The 15755-nt window shown below is 67.6% G+C and carries 14 protein-coding genes; 2 read left to right on the forward strand and 12 right to left on the reverse strand.

The annotated features are described in order from the left end of the window. Window positions 1-3: 3 nt before the first annotated feature. The 3 genes from BLR51_RS02635 to BLR51_RS02645 all read right to left on the reverse strand — a co-directional run bounded on the left by BLR51_RS02635 (window position 4) and on the right by BLR51_RS02645 (window position 3950). A complete protein-coding gene (locus tag BLR51_RS02635) occupies window positions 4-957 on the reverse strand; it encodes a branched-chain amino acid ABC transporter permease (protein WP_089843392.1) in 954 nt (317 codons plus the stop codon). Window positions 958-1036: 79 nt separating this feature from the next. Continuing rightward, window positions 1037-1891, reverse strand: a complete 855-nt coding sequence (locus tag BLR51_RS02640) for an ABC transporter ATP-binding protein (RefSeq protein WP_089843395.1) — start codon at window positions 1889-1891, stop codon at window positions 1037-1039. 88 nt (window positions 1892-1979) lie between these two features. Beyond that, a complete protein-coding gene (locus tag BLR51_RS02645) occupies window positions 1980-3950 on the reverse strand; it encodes an AMP-binding protein (protein ID WP_375342670.1) in 1971 nt (656 codons plus the stop codon). A gap of 320 nt (window positions 3951-4270) precedes the next feature. Here BLR51_RS02645 and BLR51_RS02650 point away from each other — a divergent pair, with 320 nt between their 5' ends. Together BLR51_RS02650 and BLR51_RS02655 are read left to right on the forward strand one after the other, a co-directional pair. Continuing rightward, window positions 4271-6169, forward strand: coding sequence for a hybrid sensor histidine kinase/response regulator (locus BLR51_RS02650; RefSeq protein ID WP_089843399.1), 1899 nt, complete (start codon window positions 4271-4273; stop codon window positions 6167-6169). After that, entirely contained in the window at window positions 6166-6867 is a 702-nt protein-coding gene (locus BLR51_RS02655) for a response regulator transcription factor (RefSeq protein ID WP_089843402.1), read from the forward strand. Before BLR51_RS02650 ends, BLR51_RS02655 begins: the two co-directional genes overlap by 4 nt. A 4-nt stretch (window positions 6868-6871) precedes the next feature. Here the strand turns inward: BLR51_RS02655 and BLR51_RS02660 are convergent, their stop codons facing one another. The 9 genes from BLR51_RS02660 to BLR51_RS02700 form a co-directional block, all read right to left on the reverse strand. Then, a complete protein-coding gene (locus tag BLR51_RS02660; RefSeq protein ID WP_089843405.1) occupies window positions 6872-7333 on the reverse strand; it encodes a DUF2383 domain-containing protein in 462 nt (153 codons plus the stop codon). 60 nt (window positions 7334-7393) lie between these two features. Continuing rightward, window positions 7394-8605, reverse strand: a complete 1212-nt coding sequence (locus BLR51_RS02665) for a hydantoinase/carbamoylase family amidase (RefSeq protein ID WP_089843408.1) — start codon at window positions 8603-8605, stop codon at window positions 7394-7396. 1 nt (window position 8606) lies between these two features. Continuing rightward, on the reverse strand, window positions 8607-9053 hold the full coding sequence (locus BLR51_RS02670) for an acyl-CoA thioesterase (RefSeq protein ID WP_089843411.1): 447 nt from the start codon (window positions 9051-9053) through the stop codon (window positions 8607-8609). Next, window positions 9050-9814, reverse strand: coding sequence for a TIGR02186 family protein (locus tag BLR51_RS02675; protein WP_089843414.1), 765 nt, complete (start codon window positions 9812-9814; stop codon window positions 9050-9052). The genes BLR51_RS02670 and BLR51_RS02675 overlap by 4 nt, the downstream gene beginning before the upstream one ends. Beyond that, on the reverse strand, window positions 9811-10716 hold the full coding sequence (locus BLR51_RS02680) for a sulfite exporter TauE/SafE family protein (protein WP_089843417.1): 906 nt from the start codon (window positions 10714-10716) through the stop codon (window positions 9811-9813). The genes BLR51_RS02675 and BLR51_RS02680 overlap by 4 nt, the downstream gene beginning before the upstream one ends. 204 nt (window positions 10717-10920) lie before the next feature. Then, window positions 10921-11886: an ABC transporter permease gene (locus tag BLR51_RS02685; RefSeq protein WP_089843419.1), complete on the reverse strand. Its 966-nt coding sequence runs from the start codon at window positions 11884-11886 to the stop codon at window positions 10921-10923. Continuing rightward, a complete protein-coding gene (locus BLR51_RS02690) occupies window positions 11886-12980 on the reverse strand; it encodes an ABC transporter permease (protein WP_089843422.1) in 1095 nt (364 codons plus the stop codon). Before BLR51_RS02690 ends, BLR51_RS02685 begins: the two co-directional genes overlap by 1 nt. After that, complete coding sequence (locus BLR51_RS02695) at window positions 12973-14574, reverse strand: ABC transporter ATP-binding protein (RefSeq protein WP_089843424.1); 1602 nt, start codon at window positions 14572-14574, stop codon at window positions 12973-12975. The genes BLR51_RS02690 and BLR51_RS02695 overlap by 8 nt, the downstream gene beginning before the upstream one ends. A gap of 106 nt (window positions 14575-14680) precedes the next feature. Then, window positions 14681-15685 (reverse strand): BMP family lipoprotein, encoded by a 1005-nt coding sequence (locus tag BLR51_RS02700; RefSeq protein WP_089843427.1) that lies wholly within the window; start codon window positions 15683-15685, stop codon window positions 14681-14683. Between the last annotated feature and the right edge of the window lie 70 nt (window positions 15686-15755).

Consider the following 15755-nt stretch of genomic DNA (forward strand, 5'->3'; position numbering starts at 1 on the left):
CCGTCAGACCCGTTCGATGATGCGCTCGCCGAACAGCCCCTGCGGGCGGAACAGCAGCACCACCAGCGCCAGCACGAAGGCGAACCATGTCTCGGTATTGCCGCCCAGCAGCGGCTGGCCCCAGTAGATCTCGAACAGCTTTTCCAGCATCCCGATCATCAGCCCGCCGATGATCGCCCCGGTGATGGATTCAAGCCCGCCCAGCATCAGCACCGGCAGCGCCTTGTAGGCGATCACCTCCAGCGCAAAGCTGACCCCCGCCCGCGCGCCCCATGCGATGCCGGTGACCAGCGCGATGATCCCCGCGATGAACCAGACCAGCACCCAGACCGTCTGCAGCGAAATCCCCACCGACAGGGCCGCCTGATGATCGTCGCCCAGCGCCCGGATCGCCCGGCCCATCCGCGTCCTGTTCAGGAACACCAGCAGCGCCACCACCAGCGCCGCCGCCACCAGCACGGCGGTGATGTCCTTCTGTTCAAGGATCAGCAGCCCGCCCCATGGCTCCAGCAGCACCGAGCCGGTGGGAATGCCCAGTTCCTCGGTGATCATCACCTTGTTCTCGCCGCCAAAGATGATCTCGCCGCCGCCGATCAGGAACAGCGTGATGCCGATGGTGGCCATGAACAGGATGATGTCGGGCTGGCCCACCAGCGGGCGCAGCACCACCCGTTCGATGGTCACCGCCAGCGCGAACATCACCGCCAGCGTCAGCGCCACGCTGATCCATGCCGGGATCCCCAGCGCGTGCAGCCCCACCAGCGTCAGCGCTGCGAACACCACCATGATGCCCTGCGCGAAGTTGAAGATGCGGCTGGAGCGGTAGATCAGCACGAAGCCCAGCGCGATCAGCGCATAAAGGATGCCAGAGACCAGCCCCTCCCACAGCACCTGCAGCAGGAAATCCGGCGCGGCGGCCATGTCGGCGAAGGGCTTGATGAAGATGTCGTTCAGCATGTCGTCCGCTCCTTGCTGCTGCGGGCCTCGCCTTGGGATGTGCAGGGGCCATGCACCGGAGGCGCCCCCCGGACCCGGATCAATGCGCCACCCCCAGATAGGCGTCGATCACATCCTGATTGCGCCGCACCTCGTCGGGCGTGCCATCCCCGATCTTGCGCCCGTAATCCATCACCACCACCCGGTCGGACAGATCCATCACCACCCCCATGTCATGCTCGATCAGACAGATGGTGGTGCCGAATTCGTCGTTCACGTCGAGGATGAAGCGGCTCATGTCCTCCTTCTCCTCGACATTCATGCCCGCCATCGGCTCGTCAAGCAGCAGCAGCGACGGCTCGGCGGCCAGCGCGCGGGCCAGTTCCACCCGCTTTTTCAGCCCGTAAGGCAGCCGCCCCACCGGGGTCTTGCGGATCGCCTGAATCTCGAGGAAGTCGATGACCTTTTCCACCACCTCGCGGTTGGCGATTTCCTCGTCGCGCGCCCGGCCCCACCACAGCGCCTGCGCCACAAGCCCCGCCTTCATATGGGTCAGCCGCCCGGTCATCACGTTGTCGAGCACGGTCATGCCCTCGAACAGGGCGATGTTCTGAAAGGTGCGCGCCACCCCCAGCCGCGCCACCTCATAGGGGCGCATCGGCGGTCGGGTCTCGCCCCTGTAAAGCAGCGCGCCCTCCGAGGGCGTGTAGAACCCCGAGATGATGTTGAGCATGGAGGATTTGCCCGCCCCGTTCGGCCCGATGATGGCGCGGATCTCGCCCTCGCGGATGTCAAAGGAGATGTCCTTGATCGCCACCACCCCGCCAAAGCGCAGGGTGATGTTGCGCAGCTCCATCAGCACCGGGCCGATCCTGCGGCCCTCCGCCACGACATGTCCCTCATCCCTCACGGTTTCCTGCCCTTCCGTGCTGTCGTCTGTCCTGCTGCCATCCATCACGCCACCCCCGCCACCAGATCCGCCCTGACGGGACGGTGGGCGGGGCGATCTGCGCAGCAGGAGCGCCCGCCCGCCGTCACCGCCCTCATGCCGCCACCTCCCGCATCCCGACCGGCCCCACCGCCGCGTCGCGGATGGTCAGATGCGCGCGGATGCGGCCCTTGCGCCCGTCCTCATAGGTCACCTCGGTTTCGGTGCGGATCTCCTCCGACCCGTCGTAAAGCGCCGCCAGCAGATCGGCATATTTCTCGGCGATCACCGCGCGGCGCACCTTGCGGGTGCGGGTCAGTTCGCCGTCATCGGCATCCAGCTCCTTGTGCAGCACCAGAAACCGGTGGATCTGGCAGCCCGACAGCATCGCATCCCCGGCCACGCTGCGATTGACCTCCTCCACATGGCTCTGGATCATGTCCAGCACCCGCGGATGCCCCGCCAGTTCCTGATAGGAGGCATAGGCGATGGCGTTGCGCTCCGCCCAGTTGCCCACGGCGGTCAGGTCGATGTTGAGAAAGGCGGCGCAGCGGTCGCGGCCCGCGCCGAACACCACCGCCTCAAGGATGTTGGGATAGAATTTCAGCTTGTTCTCGACATATTTCGGCGCAAACAGCGCGCCATCCGCCATGCGGCCCACATCCTTGGCCCGGTCGATGATGCGCAGATGCCCCGTCGCCTCCTCGATGAAGCCCGCATCCCCGGTGGCCACCCAGCCTTCGGCATCCTTGGTCCCCGCCGTGCTGTCGGGATTCCGGTAATATTCCACGAACACCCCCGGCGAGCGGTAGAACACCTCGCCCGACTCGGCGATGCGGATCTCCACCCCGGGCGAGGGCACGCCCACCGTGTCGGGCCGCACCTCGTGATCGGGCTGCTGGGTGATGAAGACCGACGCCTCGGTCTGGCCGTATAGCTGCTTCAGGTTGATGCCCAGCGCGCGGTAGAAATCGAAAATCTCCGGGCCGATCGCCTCACCGGCGGTATAGCCGACGCGGACGCGGGAAAAGCCCAGCGCGTTTTTCAGCGGGCCATAGACGCAGGCCTCGCCCAGCGCGTAATGCAGCCGGTCCAGCAGCCCCACCGGCTTGCCGTCCAGCACGCGCGGCCCGACCCGGCGCGCCAGATCCATGAAATGCCGGAACATCCGCCGCTTCAGCGCGCCCGCATCCTCCATCCGGATCATGATCTGGGTCAGCTGGGTTTCGAACACCCTTGGCGGCGCGAAGTAATAGCTGGGCGCGATCTCGCGCAGGTCGGTCATCATCGTCTCGGGCGATTCCGGGCAGTTGACGCAGAACCCGGTCCAGTAGGCCTGCCCGACGGAAAAGATGAAATCCCCCACCCAGGCCATGGGCAGATAGGCCAGCACCTCCTCGCCCGCGTCCAGCCGGTCGAAGCTGGCGGAGTTTTTCGCCGTCTCGAGGATGTTGCGGTTAGACAGCACCACACCCTTGGGTTTCCCGGTGGTGCCCGAGGTATAAAGCATCACGCAGGTGTCGTCATAGCCCAGCGCCGCGCGCCGCGCCTGCAGTTCCGGCAGCCATGTCGCGCGTGCGGCGCGGCCCTGCGCCTGCACCTGCACATAGGCGTGCAGGCGGCTGTGGTCATAGCTGCGCAGCCCGCGCGGATCGACATAGATCATATGTTCGAACTGGTGCAGGCCCTGCTGGATCTCGATGACCTTGTCGACCTGTTCCTGATCGGCGGCGATGACGAAGCGCGCGCCGCAATGGCCCAGCACATAGGCCATCTCCTCGGCCACCGCGTCCTGATAAAGCGGCACAGGCACCGCCCCCACCATCTGCGCCGCCACCATCGACCAGTAAAGCGCGGGCCGGTTGCGCCCGATCACCGCCACATGATCGCCCCGCGCCACGCCCAGATCCAGCAGCCCCAGCGCGAAAGCCTCGACCTCCGCCTGCGTTTCGGCCCATGTCCAGCTCTGCCAGATGCCGTATTCCTTTTCCCGATAGGCGGGACGGTCTGCATGCCGCGTGGCGTTGCGCGCCAGCATGGCGGGGACGGAGCGCGGATCTTCCGCACCCCCGGACTGATGGGCCAAGTGGTCTCCTCCCTGTGCTCCCGGCTTGGGCCGGACGCCGCAGACCCTCCTCCTCAGGGCCCGTGGCGCGCCTCTTGCGAGTCATCCCTCATCAGGATCGAAATCAGCCTGCCGGTCAATCTTTTCGGCATGTTTGCCCAAACCTTGCGAATTGTAACAAGGACGGCGTCCGCCGGAGGTTCAGAAAAGGGGGGGCTCTGCCCCCGTCCGCCTGCGGCGGACTCCCCCGGGATATTTGGACCAAGAAGAAGCGGCGGAACGTGGCGACAGGCTTTGCGGGTGCGGTCGGCGGTGCTAGCCCTTGTGCAGGGGGAGGCGGGATGGACAAGGACGCGCTGACACAGGCCGGGCTGAACCTGATCCAGCAGGCGCTGTCGATCTATGACCGGGATCTGCGGCTGGCGGTCAGCAACCGCCGCTTCGCCGAGATGTTCGACCTGCCGCTGCGGCTGCGCCAGCCCGGCGCGCGGTTCGACGAGACGATCCGGCATCTGGTCGAGGCGGGGGAATATGGCGTGGTGGAGGATCCGGCGGCTTTCGTGCAGGCGCGGGTGGATCAGGCCCGCGCCTTTGCCCCGCATTACATGGAGCGCACCCGCGCCAATGGCCGGACCATCTCGGTGGAGGGCGCGCCGCTGCCGCAGGGCGGCTGGGTCACCGTCTATACCGACATCACCGCAGTGAAGGCGCAGGAGCTGCTGCTGCGCACCCGGTCCGAGCTGCTGTCGGGCGAGGTGCTGCGGCGGTCGGAGGCGCTGGCCGCCACCAACCGCGAACTCGCCGCCACCAATGCAGCGCTTGAGGAGGCGCGGCGCGAGCTGACCGAGATGGAGGCGCGCACCCGGCTCACCGCCGAGATGATGCCCGCCCATATCGCCCGGGTCGATGCGGCGGGACGCTACACCTATTCCAACCGGCGGCTGTCGCAGGTGATGCCGGGGCGGCCTTCGGACATCGTAGGGCTGCATATTTCGGAGGCGCTGGGGCCCGCCTATGCCCGCGTGCTGCCGCATCTGGAGCGGGCGCTGGCCGGAGAGCAGAACCTGTTCGAATTCACCGACGAAGGTTCCTCGCGCCGCATCCGTGCGGTGTTCACCCCCGATCCGCTGGAGCGCGGCGTCTATATCCTGTCGCTGGACGTGACCGAGGAGACGCAGGCGCGGGCGGCGCTGCAGCACGGGCGGCGGCGCGAGATGGCGGCGCAGCTGACCTCGGGGCTGGCGCATGATTTCGCCAACCTGCTGACCATCATTCTGGGCATGATGTCGAAGCTGCAGCGGCTGGCGCCGGATCCCGAGGCGCAGCGGCTGGTGGCGGGCACGATACAGGCGGCGCGGCGTGGTGGCGTGCTGCTGGACCGGATCGCCAACATCACCTCGCCGCGGGCATGGCGGCCCGAACCGGTGGACCTTCGCGCCTTCCTGCGCGATCTGGCGACGCTGGCCCGTCCCTCCCTGCCCGAGGGCATCACGCTGGAGGTGACGGCCCCCAGATCTGGCGCCTATCTGCTGGATGCGGGGCTGGTGCAGGATGCGGCGCTGAACCTGATCCTGAACGCGCGCGATGCCTGCGGCGCGGCGGGCGGGCGCATCACCCTGACCCTGCGCGAGCTGCGCGACACATGGCTGGAACTGGTGGTGCGCGACACCGGCCCCGGCTTCACCCCGGAGGCGCTGGCGCGTGGGCTTGATCCGTTTTTCACCACCAAGGGCGGCGCCGGATCCGGGCTGGGTCTGGCCATGGTCTATGACATGGTGAAGCTGGCGGGCGGCACTATCAAGCTGGCCAATGACAGCCCCGGCGCGCGGGTCACGCTGCGCCTGCCGCTGCGCCGCGCCGTGCTGCCGCCCCGCCCGCATCTGGTGCTGCTGGTGGAGGATGACGCCGATCTGCGCGCAGGGATCCGCGACATGCTGACCGGCATGGGTCAGGTGGTGGTGGAAGCGGCCTCGGTCGCCGAGGCGCTGGCGCTGGCCGAAGGGCTGGAGATCGATCTTGTGCTGTCGGACGTGCTGGTGGAGGGGGCTCAGCCCGGCAGCGACCTGCCCGGCCTGCTGCCGCATCTGCCGGTGCGGCTGATGACCTCGCTGCCTGCCGGGGATCCGCGCCACATCCGCGCCGCCGCCTGCGCGCCGGTGCTGGCCAAGCCGTTCAGTCAGGGCCAGCTTGCCGGGTTCCTGTGGCCCGAGACGCAGCCCGCCCCGGAGACCGCGCCATGACCGCGCCGCTGGTGTTCATTCTGGATGACGAGGCGGCGATCCGCGCCATCCTGACCGAGGCGCTGACCGAGGCGGGCTTCCGCTGTCAGGGCTTCGCCCGCGCCACGGATTTCGAGGCGGCGCTGAAACGCGCGGGCCCCGATGTCTGTCTGGTGGATCTGGGCCTGCCGGACCGCGACGGGCTGAGCCTTGTGCACCGGCTGGCGCTGGAACAGGGGGCGGCGGTCATCATCATCTCGGGCCGGGCGCAGGTGCAGGACCGGGTGACCGGGCTGGAACTGGGCGCGGATGACTACATCATCAAGCCGTTTGATCCCGCCGAGGTGGTGGCCCGCATCCGCGCCCGGCTGCGCAGCCCCCGCACGCGGGACAGCCGGGGCAGCACCGCGCGCTTTGCCGGATGGACCGCGCATTTCGACCGTTACGTGTTGGAGGATGCAGGCGGCGCCGAGGTGCCGTTTTCCCATGCCGAAGGCGAGGTGCTGCGGCTGTTCCTCGAGGCGCCGAAGCGGCTGCTGAGCCGGGCGCATATGCAGGAAAGCCTTGGCGGCGGGGCGGGCGAAAGTTTCGACCGGGCCATGGACGTGCGCATTTCGCGGCTGCGCACCAAGCTGCGCGAGGATCCCAAAAACCCGCGCCTGATCAAGACGATCTATGGCGCGGGCTACATCTTTCTGGGGGATGTGGACTGGTCCTGAGCGGTCAGTCGCGCGGACGGGCCGCCTCGGCCTCCACCTCGGCCAGCAGGCGGGTCAGTTCGCCCTGCATCTGCACCAGCTCGTCGCGGTAGCGCGACGGCTCCATCTGCGGGATGACGGCGGCGAATTCGTCCAGCAGCGCGGATTCCGAGTCGCGGATGGCTGAAAGCATGTCGGTGTCGATCTCGCCGAAGATGGCGCGCATGGACACGGCGGCGCGGCTGACCGCGCCCCGCACGCTGCCCGAAGGGTCGGGCTCGCCGCCCACGGCGGTCAGCAGCGCGGTCAGCCGGTCCACCTGTTCCACATGCAGGCCACGGAACTTTACCGTGACGGGGCGGAATTCGGGCTCTGCCCTGTCCTCCATTTCCTCGAACCACGCGCGGGCATCGGCGCTGCGCGACAGCAGGTGCTGCAGCCGCTCCAGCTGGTCGGGCGTGGCGGTGATGGCACGGGGGTCGGTCATGGCAGGCTCCTGCTTGTGCTACCCCAGAGCAACGCCGGGGAGGCGCGGGGGTTCCCGCCGTCAGCCCAGAGCGGCGACCGCCCGCGCCAGCGCGCGCAGCCCGCAGACCAGATCGGCCTCGGCGGTGTCTTCGGCGAAATCATGGCTGATCCCGCCGATGGAGGGCACGAACAGCATCGCCACCGGCATCAGCGCCGCCACATTGGTGGCGTCATGCAGCGCCCCCGAGGGCAGGTTCCGCCAGCGGCCCGGCGCCTCGGCCTCTGCCCCGGTTTCCAGCGCGGCGCGCAGGCGGGGATCCATGGGCACGGGCGGCAGATCGAGCAGCGGCGCCGTCTCCAGATCCAGCCCCAGTTCGGCGGCGACTTCGGCGGCGGTCTCGCGGGCGATCGCCTCCATCCGGTCCAGCCGGAACGACTCGCCGTCGCGCCACTGCAGGGTGAAGGTCACGCGGCCCGGCACCACCGCATGAGCATTGGGATGCACGCTGACATGGCCGATGGTCCAGACCGTGGCCGGGGTGACGACGTTGCGGAACCGCTCGTTGATGCGGGAGGTGAACAGCGCCAGCCCCTGAAACGCGTCGCGGCGCAGGCGCATCGGCGTGGTGCCTGCATGGTTCTGCAGGCCGTGAAAGGTCAGCGTCAGATTGCGCAGACCCACGATGGCCTCGACCACCGCCAGCTGCCCGCCCTCGCTGTCCAGCACCGGGCCCTGTTCGATATGCATTTCCAGAAAGCCGCTGAACCGCGCCGGATCGACAAAGCCGCCCACCCGGTCGCCCAGCCCCGCGCGCGCCTCTGCCATGGTCTGCCCGTCCGCGTCGCGCAGGGTGTCGGCCCGCTCCAGCGGCATGTGGCCCGACCAGACCGCGCTGCCGGTGGTGACGCCAAAGCGGCCCTCCTCGTCCTGAAACGATACGCAGGATACCGGCGGCCCGCCCGCCTCGCGCGCGGCGCGGGCGATCTCCAGCCCGGCCACCACCCCCAGCGCGCCATCCAGCCAGCCGCCTTCCAGCTGGCTGTCGGAATGCGAGCCCACCAGCAGCGACCGCCCCTCCGCCAGACCGAAGACCGAGCCCACCGGATCGACCTGCACCGCCAGCCCCGCCTCGGTCATGCGCCCGGCCAGCCAGTCGCGCGCGGCCAGATCCGCCGTGGAATAGGCGGGGCGGCAGACGCCCTTGCCGGTGCCGGTGGCGCCAAAGCCGCGCAGCGCGTGCAGATCGGCCAGAAAGCGGTCGGCATCGACGGGAATCGGCAGGTCGGTCATCTCAGGATCCTTTTGCGGAAAGCTGCAGGCGGGCCAGCGCCGCCCGCGCCTCGTCGGGAATGGGCACGGGGCGGCCCGCTTCGTTCACCAGCACATGGACCAGAAACCCCTCGGACGAGGCCAGCGGCGCATCGCCCCGGAAAAACCCCACCTCGAACCGGACAGAGCTGCGCCCCAGATGCCCCAGCCGCAGCCCCGCCTCCAGCCGGTCGGGGAAATGCGCCTCGGCATGGAAGGTGCAGCCATTCTCGGCCACCAGAAACCGCTGCCCGGAGGGATCGAGCGGGCCCATGCCATGCTCCAGCTGCCAGAGCGACACCACCGTATCGACATAGGACAGATACGTGACGTTGTTGATATGGCCATAGGCGTCCATGTCCTTCCACCGGGTCTGCAGCGGAAAGAACACGGCATAATCCGCGCGCGGCGAGGGCGGGCGGCGGGTCATCCCGATCTCATGGCGCGGAAGGCCGCCGAGGCGCCCCAGCCCGCAAAGGCCGCGATGGCCAGCGACAGCAGCCCGTAAACCAGCGGCATGTTGCGTGACAGGTTGAACAGCCAGCGTTCCAGCCCGACCTTGCTGACCATCAGTTCCGAGGAATGTTCCGACACCACGACACCGCCCCGCGTCAGCAGCACCCGCGTCACATAGCGGCCTTCGGAAATATTGGCGGGCATGGTGATCGCCGCATCAAACAGCGTGCTGTCGCGCAACTCCACCGAATTTTCCTCGACCCGGTAAAGCCCCTCCGCCTCGCGGATGCGGATCAGCGCCTCGGTAAAGCTCTGGCTGTCCATGATCTCCATGGGGGCGCCCACCGACCGGATGGCGCGGGGGATCGACACCTCGTGGCGCAGATCCTCTACCGCCGAGATCACGTCGGACCATGGCGCCGAGGTGGCCACGGCGTAAAAGCCGGGGGCGCTGTCCACCTCCACCGCTTCGGAATTGACCCAGATGCCCATGCGCCGCGCCTTGCGCCAGACCGTCACCGGCTCCAGCGGGCCCTCGACGGTGACGATCACCTGCAGCGGCGGCTCGGGCAGGATCGGCACCTCGCGCTTGACCGCGCCAAAGATCAGCACCTCGGACCCGTCGAAATCTGCGGTGATGGCGACGGTGTTGCGGCTCAGCCCCATCACCACCTCCTCGGCCCGCAGCGGCAGCGCCGCCAGCAGCAGCGCAAGGATCAGCGCCAGCCCCCTCATGGCGTCACCAGATCGTAAATCTCGGAGGGGGTCAGGAACAGATCCAGCGCCAGCTTGCCGCAGACCAGCAGCACGAGGCTTGCCAGCGCGATGCGCAGCTGCTCCGCTTTCAGCCGCATGCCCAGCACCGTGCCCAGCTGCGCGCCGATCACGCCCCCCACGATCAGCACCAGCGCCAGCAGGATGTCCACGGTGTAATTGGTGGTGGCATGCAGCAGCGTGGTGAAGGCGGTGACAAAGATGATCTGGAACAGCGAGGTGCCGATCACCACCTTGGTCGGCATGCCCAGCAGATAGATCATCGCGGGCACCATGATGAAGCCGCCGCCCACGCCCATGATCGCGGCCAGCACCCCCACCATCAGCCCCACCAGCACCGGCGGAATGGCCGAGATGTAAAGCCCCGAGGTGCGGAACCGCATCTTGAAAGGCAGGCCCTGCCCCCAGCCGTGATGGCGCCGCTTGGACGGCGCGCCCTTGCGCGCCCGGAACAGCGCGTTCAGGCTTTCGACAAACATCAGCGCGCCGATGATGCCCAGAAACACCACGTAACAGAGCTGCACCAGCAGATCGACCTGCCCCAGTTCCTTGAGCAGGTTGAAAATCCACACCCCCAGCGCCGAGCCGACCAGCCCCCCCGCCAGCAGCACCGACCCCATGCGCAGATCCACCGTGCGGCGTTTCAGATGCGCCAGCACCCCGGAAATCGAGCTTGCGACGATCTGGTTGGCGCCGGTGGCCACCGCCACCGCAGGCGGAATCCCCATGAAGAACAGCAGCGGCGTGATCAGAAACCCGCCGCCCACGCCGAACATGCCCGACAGCACGCCGACCAGACCGCCCAGCCCGAACAGCAGGAAGACATTGACCGAGACTTCAGCGATGGGAAGGTATATCTGCATGGCCCGACTTTGCGCATGCCCGCCGGATTTGGCAACCACAGCCGCCCATCGGGATGACCGATCGCCTTGGCTGATGCAACCCTGCCGCAGCGCCGCATCCGCCCCTTCTTCTTGGCGGAAATATCCCGGGGAGCGCGAGGGGCAGCGCCCCTCGCCGGCCTCGTACCGCCGTTGTGGCGGCGGGGCGGCGCGGCCCCCGCCGCCTCAGCGTTCCTTCACATAGGGCTGGCCACCCGCGCGCGGCGGGATGGCCTTGCCCACGAACCCCGCAAGGATCACCACGGTCAGGATATAGGGCAGCGCGTCCATAAGCTGCACCGGCAGCGGAATGCCCGCGATCTCGAGGTTCTGGTAGCGCAGCGCCACCGCCTGCAGCAGGCCGAACAGCAGACAGGCCCAGAGCGCGTGCCATGGCCGCCATTTGGCAAAGATCAGCGCCGCCAGCGCGATATAGCCGCGCCCCGCCGTCATCTCGCGCACGAAGCCCGCCTGCAGCCCGGTGGCAAGATAGGCCCCCGCCAGTCCGCAGAGCACGCCGCAGATCGCCACGGCGGCAAAGCGCATCCCCACCACCGACACGCCTGCGGTGTCCACCGCCTCAGGCGCCTCGCCGACGGCGCGCAGCCGCAGGCCGAACCGGGTGCGGAACAGCACCCACCATGTCAGCGGCACCATCAGGAACCCGACATAGACAAGGATCGAATGCCCGGAAATCAGCTCGTAATAGATGGGCCCCAGCACCGGCACCGTGCTCAGGGTTTCGGCAAAGGGCAGGGTCAGGCTTTCGAACCGGCCCGCGCCCATCAGCGACGGCGTGCGCCCGCCTTCGGCAAACCAGTCCTGCGCCAGCAGCACCGTCAGCCCCGAGGCCAGAAAGTTGATCGCCACCCCGGAAATCAGCTGGTTGCCGCGAAAGGTGATCGAGGCCAGCCCGTGGATCGCCGACAAAAGCAGCGAAGCCCCGATTCCCGCCAGCAGCCCCAGCCAGACCGACCCGGTGACCGCCGCCACCGCCGCCGACAGGAAGGCGGCGGCGAGCATCTTGCCCTCCAGCCCGATGTCGAAAATGCCCGCACGTTCGGAAAACAGCCCGGCCAGACAGGCCAGCAGCAGCGGCATGGCCAGCCGCACGGTGGAATCCAGCACCTGAAGCAGGGTCACGAACTCCATCACGAGGCCCTCCGCCGCAGCGCCACGAACATCCGTTCCAGCGGCACGCGCACCATGTTGCCAAGCGCCCCGGTGAACAGGATCACCAGCGCCTGAATGACGGTGATCAGCTCGCGCGGGATATTGGTCCAGAGCGCCAGCTCTGCCCCGCCCTGATACAGGAACCCGAACAGCAGCGCCGCCAGCAGCACGCCCAAGGGATGCGACCGCCCCATCAGCGCCACGGCGATGCCGATGAAGCCCGCGCCTTCGGTGGCGTTCATCACCAGCCGCTCCGCCTCGCCCATGGTGGTGTTGAGCGCCATCATCCCCGCCAGCCCGCCGGAGATCAGCATGGTGATGACGGTGATGCGCACCGGAGAGATGCCCGCATAGCGCGCGGCACTTTCGGAAAAGCCCATGGCGCGGATTTCATAGCCGAGCCGGGTCCGCCAGATCAGCAGCCAGACCCCAAGACAGGCCAGCACCGCCAGAAAGAAGCTGACATTGGCGGGTGATCCGCGGAACAGCGGGTTGTCCGCCGTGGCGAACATGTCGTGAAAGCTGGGCAGATGGGTGGCGGCGGGAAAGGGCGCCGTGGCCGGATCCATGGCGCCTGCGGGGCGCAGCAGGTTCACCAGCACATAGTTCAGCACCGCCGCCGCGATGAAGTTGAACATGATCGTCGTGATCACGATATGGCTGCCGCGCCGCGCCTGCAGCCATGCGGGGATCAGCGCCCAGCCCGCGCCGAAGAGCGCGGCGGCTCCGGTGGCCACCAGCAGGGCGATGGACCAGTGCGGAAAGGGAATGAACAGGCAGACCAGCGCCACCCCCAGCCCGCCGATCATCGCCTGCCCCTCGCCGCCGATGTTGAACAGGCTGGCATGAAAGGCGATGGCGACGCAGAGGCCGGTAAAGATGAAATTCGTCGCGTAATAGAGCGTATAGCCCCAGCCGGTGGAGCGCATCAGCGCACCGTCGACCATCAGCAGCAGCGCCTCGACCGGGCTTTCGCCGATGGCAAGGATCACCAGCGCCGACAGCAGCGCGGCCAGCAGGATCGAGATCAGCGGCACCAGCACCGCATCGGCCCATGCGGGCATCCTATCCATGATGTTCGGCCTCCCGCGCCGCTTTTGCCGCCATCTGCGCGTCCACCGCCTCGACCAGCGGCCCGTCCGGCATTTCGGTCATGCCCGCCATCAGCAGGCCCAGTTCGGTCTGGTTGGTGCGGGCGGGGTCGCGTTCGCCCATGATCTGCCCGTCGAAGATCACCGCGATGCGGTCCGACAGCGCAAAGATCTCGTCCAGTTCCACCGACACGAGCAGGATCGCCTTGCCCCGGTCGCGCAGGCGCACGATTTCCTTGTGAATGAATTCGATGGCGCCGATATCGACGCCGCGCGTCGGCTGGCCGATCAGCAGCACCTCGGGGTCGCGTTCGATCTCGCGCGCCAGCACGATCTTCTGCTGGTTGCCGCCCGAGAAATTGCGCGCGGCCAGATCGGGATCGGGCGGGCGCACGTCATAGCGCGCCATCTTGTCCGCAGCCTCTGCCCGGATCGCGGCATTGTCCATCAGCAGGCCGCGCTGGTAGCGCGGATCACGGTGATAGCCGAACACGGTGTTTTCCCACGCGGTATAGGGCATGATCAGCCCTTCGGTCTGGCGGTCTTCCGGCACATGGCCCAGCCCCGCCGCCCGCCGCGCCCCGGCATCCGATCCCGGCCCCGCCAGCGGCAGCGCCTGCCCGTTCAGCCGCACGGCCCCCTTGGCCGCCGCATAGCCGCCCAGCACCTCCAGCAGTTCGGACTGGCCATTGCCTGCCACCCCTGCCAGCCCGAGGATCTCGCCAGCGCGCAGCTGCAGCGACACGCCTTTCAGCCGTTCGACCCCATGGGCATCGACATGGCGCAGGTTTTCCACCTCCAGCAGCACCCGACCCGGCGTGGCGGGGGCCTTGTCGACCCGCAGCAGCACCTTGCGCCCCACCATCAGCTCCGCCAGCTCTTCGGGGGAGGTGTCGGCGGTGCGCACCGTGGCGGTCATCTGGCCGCGCCGCATCACGCTGACGGTGTCGGTGATCTCCATGATCTCGCGCAGCTTGTGGGTGATGAGCAGGATCGTCTTGCCCTCGCGCCGCAGGTTGTCGAGGATGCGGAACAGATGGTCGGCCTCGGCGGGGGTCAGCACGCCGGTGGGTTCGTCAAGGATCAGGATATCCGCCTGCCGGTAAAGCGCCTTGAGGATCTCCACCCGCTGCTGATGCCCGACGGACAGGTTTTCCACCAGCTCGTCGGGATCGACCGACAGTTCGTATTCCTCGGCAAGGGATTTCAGCACCCCCCGCGCGCGGGCCAGCGAGGGGCGCAGCAGCGGCCCGTCCTCGGCGCCGAGGATGATGTTTTCCAGCACGGTGAAATTCTGCACCAGCTTGAAATGCTGGAACACCATGCCGATGCCCGCCGCGATCGCCGCCTGACTGTCGGTGATGTCGCGCCTTGTGCCGTTGACATGGATCTCGCCGGCATCGGCCTTGTAGAAGCCATAAAGGATCGACATCAGCGTGGATTTGCCCGCGCCATTCTCGCCGATGATGCCATGGATCGTGCCCGGCATCACCCGGATGGAAATGTCGCGGTTGGCCTGCACCGGGCCGAAAGCCTTGGAGATGCCTTTCAGCTCGATGGCGGGAATGTCACTCATGCGCGGCCTCGTGTGGCGGGCCCGCCGCGCCGGGCGCAGGCGGCCCGGCGGACAGACAAGAAAAACGGGCCGCAGGCGTCTGGCCGCGGCCCGTCACAGAGCGGGATCAGAAATTGATGACGGGGCAGCTGTCATCCGAGGAATAGTCATGCACGGCAATCTCGCCCGCGATGATCTTTTCCCGCGCCGCATCGACGGCGGATTTCATCTCGGCGGAGACCAGATCGGCATTGTGCTCGTCCAGCGCGTAGCCCACGCCGTTTTCGGCCAGACCCAGCACCATGACGCCGGTTTCCAGCGCCTCGCCCTTGGTCATCGCCTCGGCCACGGCCACATCCACACGCTTGAGCATGGAGGTCAGCACCTTGCCCGGATGCAGGTAGTTCTGGTTGCTGTCCACGCCCACCGACAGGATGCCCTCGTCGGCGGCGGTCTGCAGCACGCCGATGCCGGTGCCACCGGCGGCGGCATAGACCACGTCGGCGCCCTGCGAAATCTGCGCCTTGGTCAGTTCCGACCCCTTCACCGGGTCGTTCCACGCGGCGGGGGTGGTGCCGGTCATGTTGGAAATCACCGTGGCCTCGGGCTTCACCGCCAGCACGCCCTGCGCATAGCCGCAGGCGAATTTGCGGATCAGCGGCGTGTCCATGCCACCGATGAAGCCGACAGTGTCCGATTCAGACGCCATGGCGGCCATCATGCCGACCAGATACGAGCCTTCATGTTCCGAAAACAGGATCGACAGCACGTTGGGATGGGTTTCGGGATCGACGAAGCCATCGATGGTCACGAATTTGGTATCGGGATAGTCGGGCGCCACTTCGGCGATGGGGGCGGACATGGAAAAGCCGGTGGTGATCACCGGGTTGAAGCCGCTTTCGGCAAAGCGCCGCAGCGCCTGTTCGCGCTGTGCTTCGGACTGCAGGTCGATGTCGCGGTAGCTGCCGCCGGTTTCCTTCACGAACATCTCGGCGCCGTTATAGGCGGCTTCGTTGAAGGATTTGTCGAATTTCCCGCCCAGATCGTAGATCAGCGCCGGATCGGCCAGCGCCGCGCCTGATGTCAGCGCCAGCGTGGCCGCGGTGCCGAGGATGGTTTTTGCGAAGGTCATGTCTTGCTCCCGGGTGTGGACTGGCGGCGGCGTTGTCCCGCCCCGCTCTGTTGGCCGATCCTTGCAGATC

It is taken from the genome of Salipiger marinus (genome assembly GCF_900100085.1).
In the GTDB taxonomy this organism is placed as follows: domain Bacteria; phylum Pseudomonadota; class Alphaproteobacteria; order Rhodobacterales; family Rhodobacteraceae; genus Salipiger; species Salipiger marinus.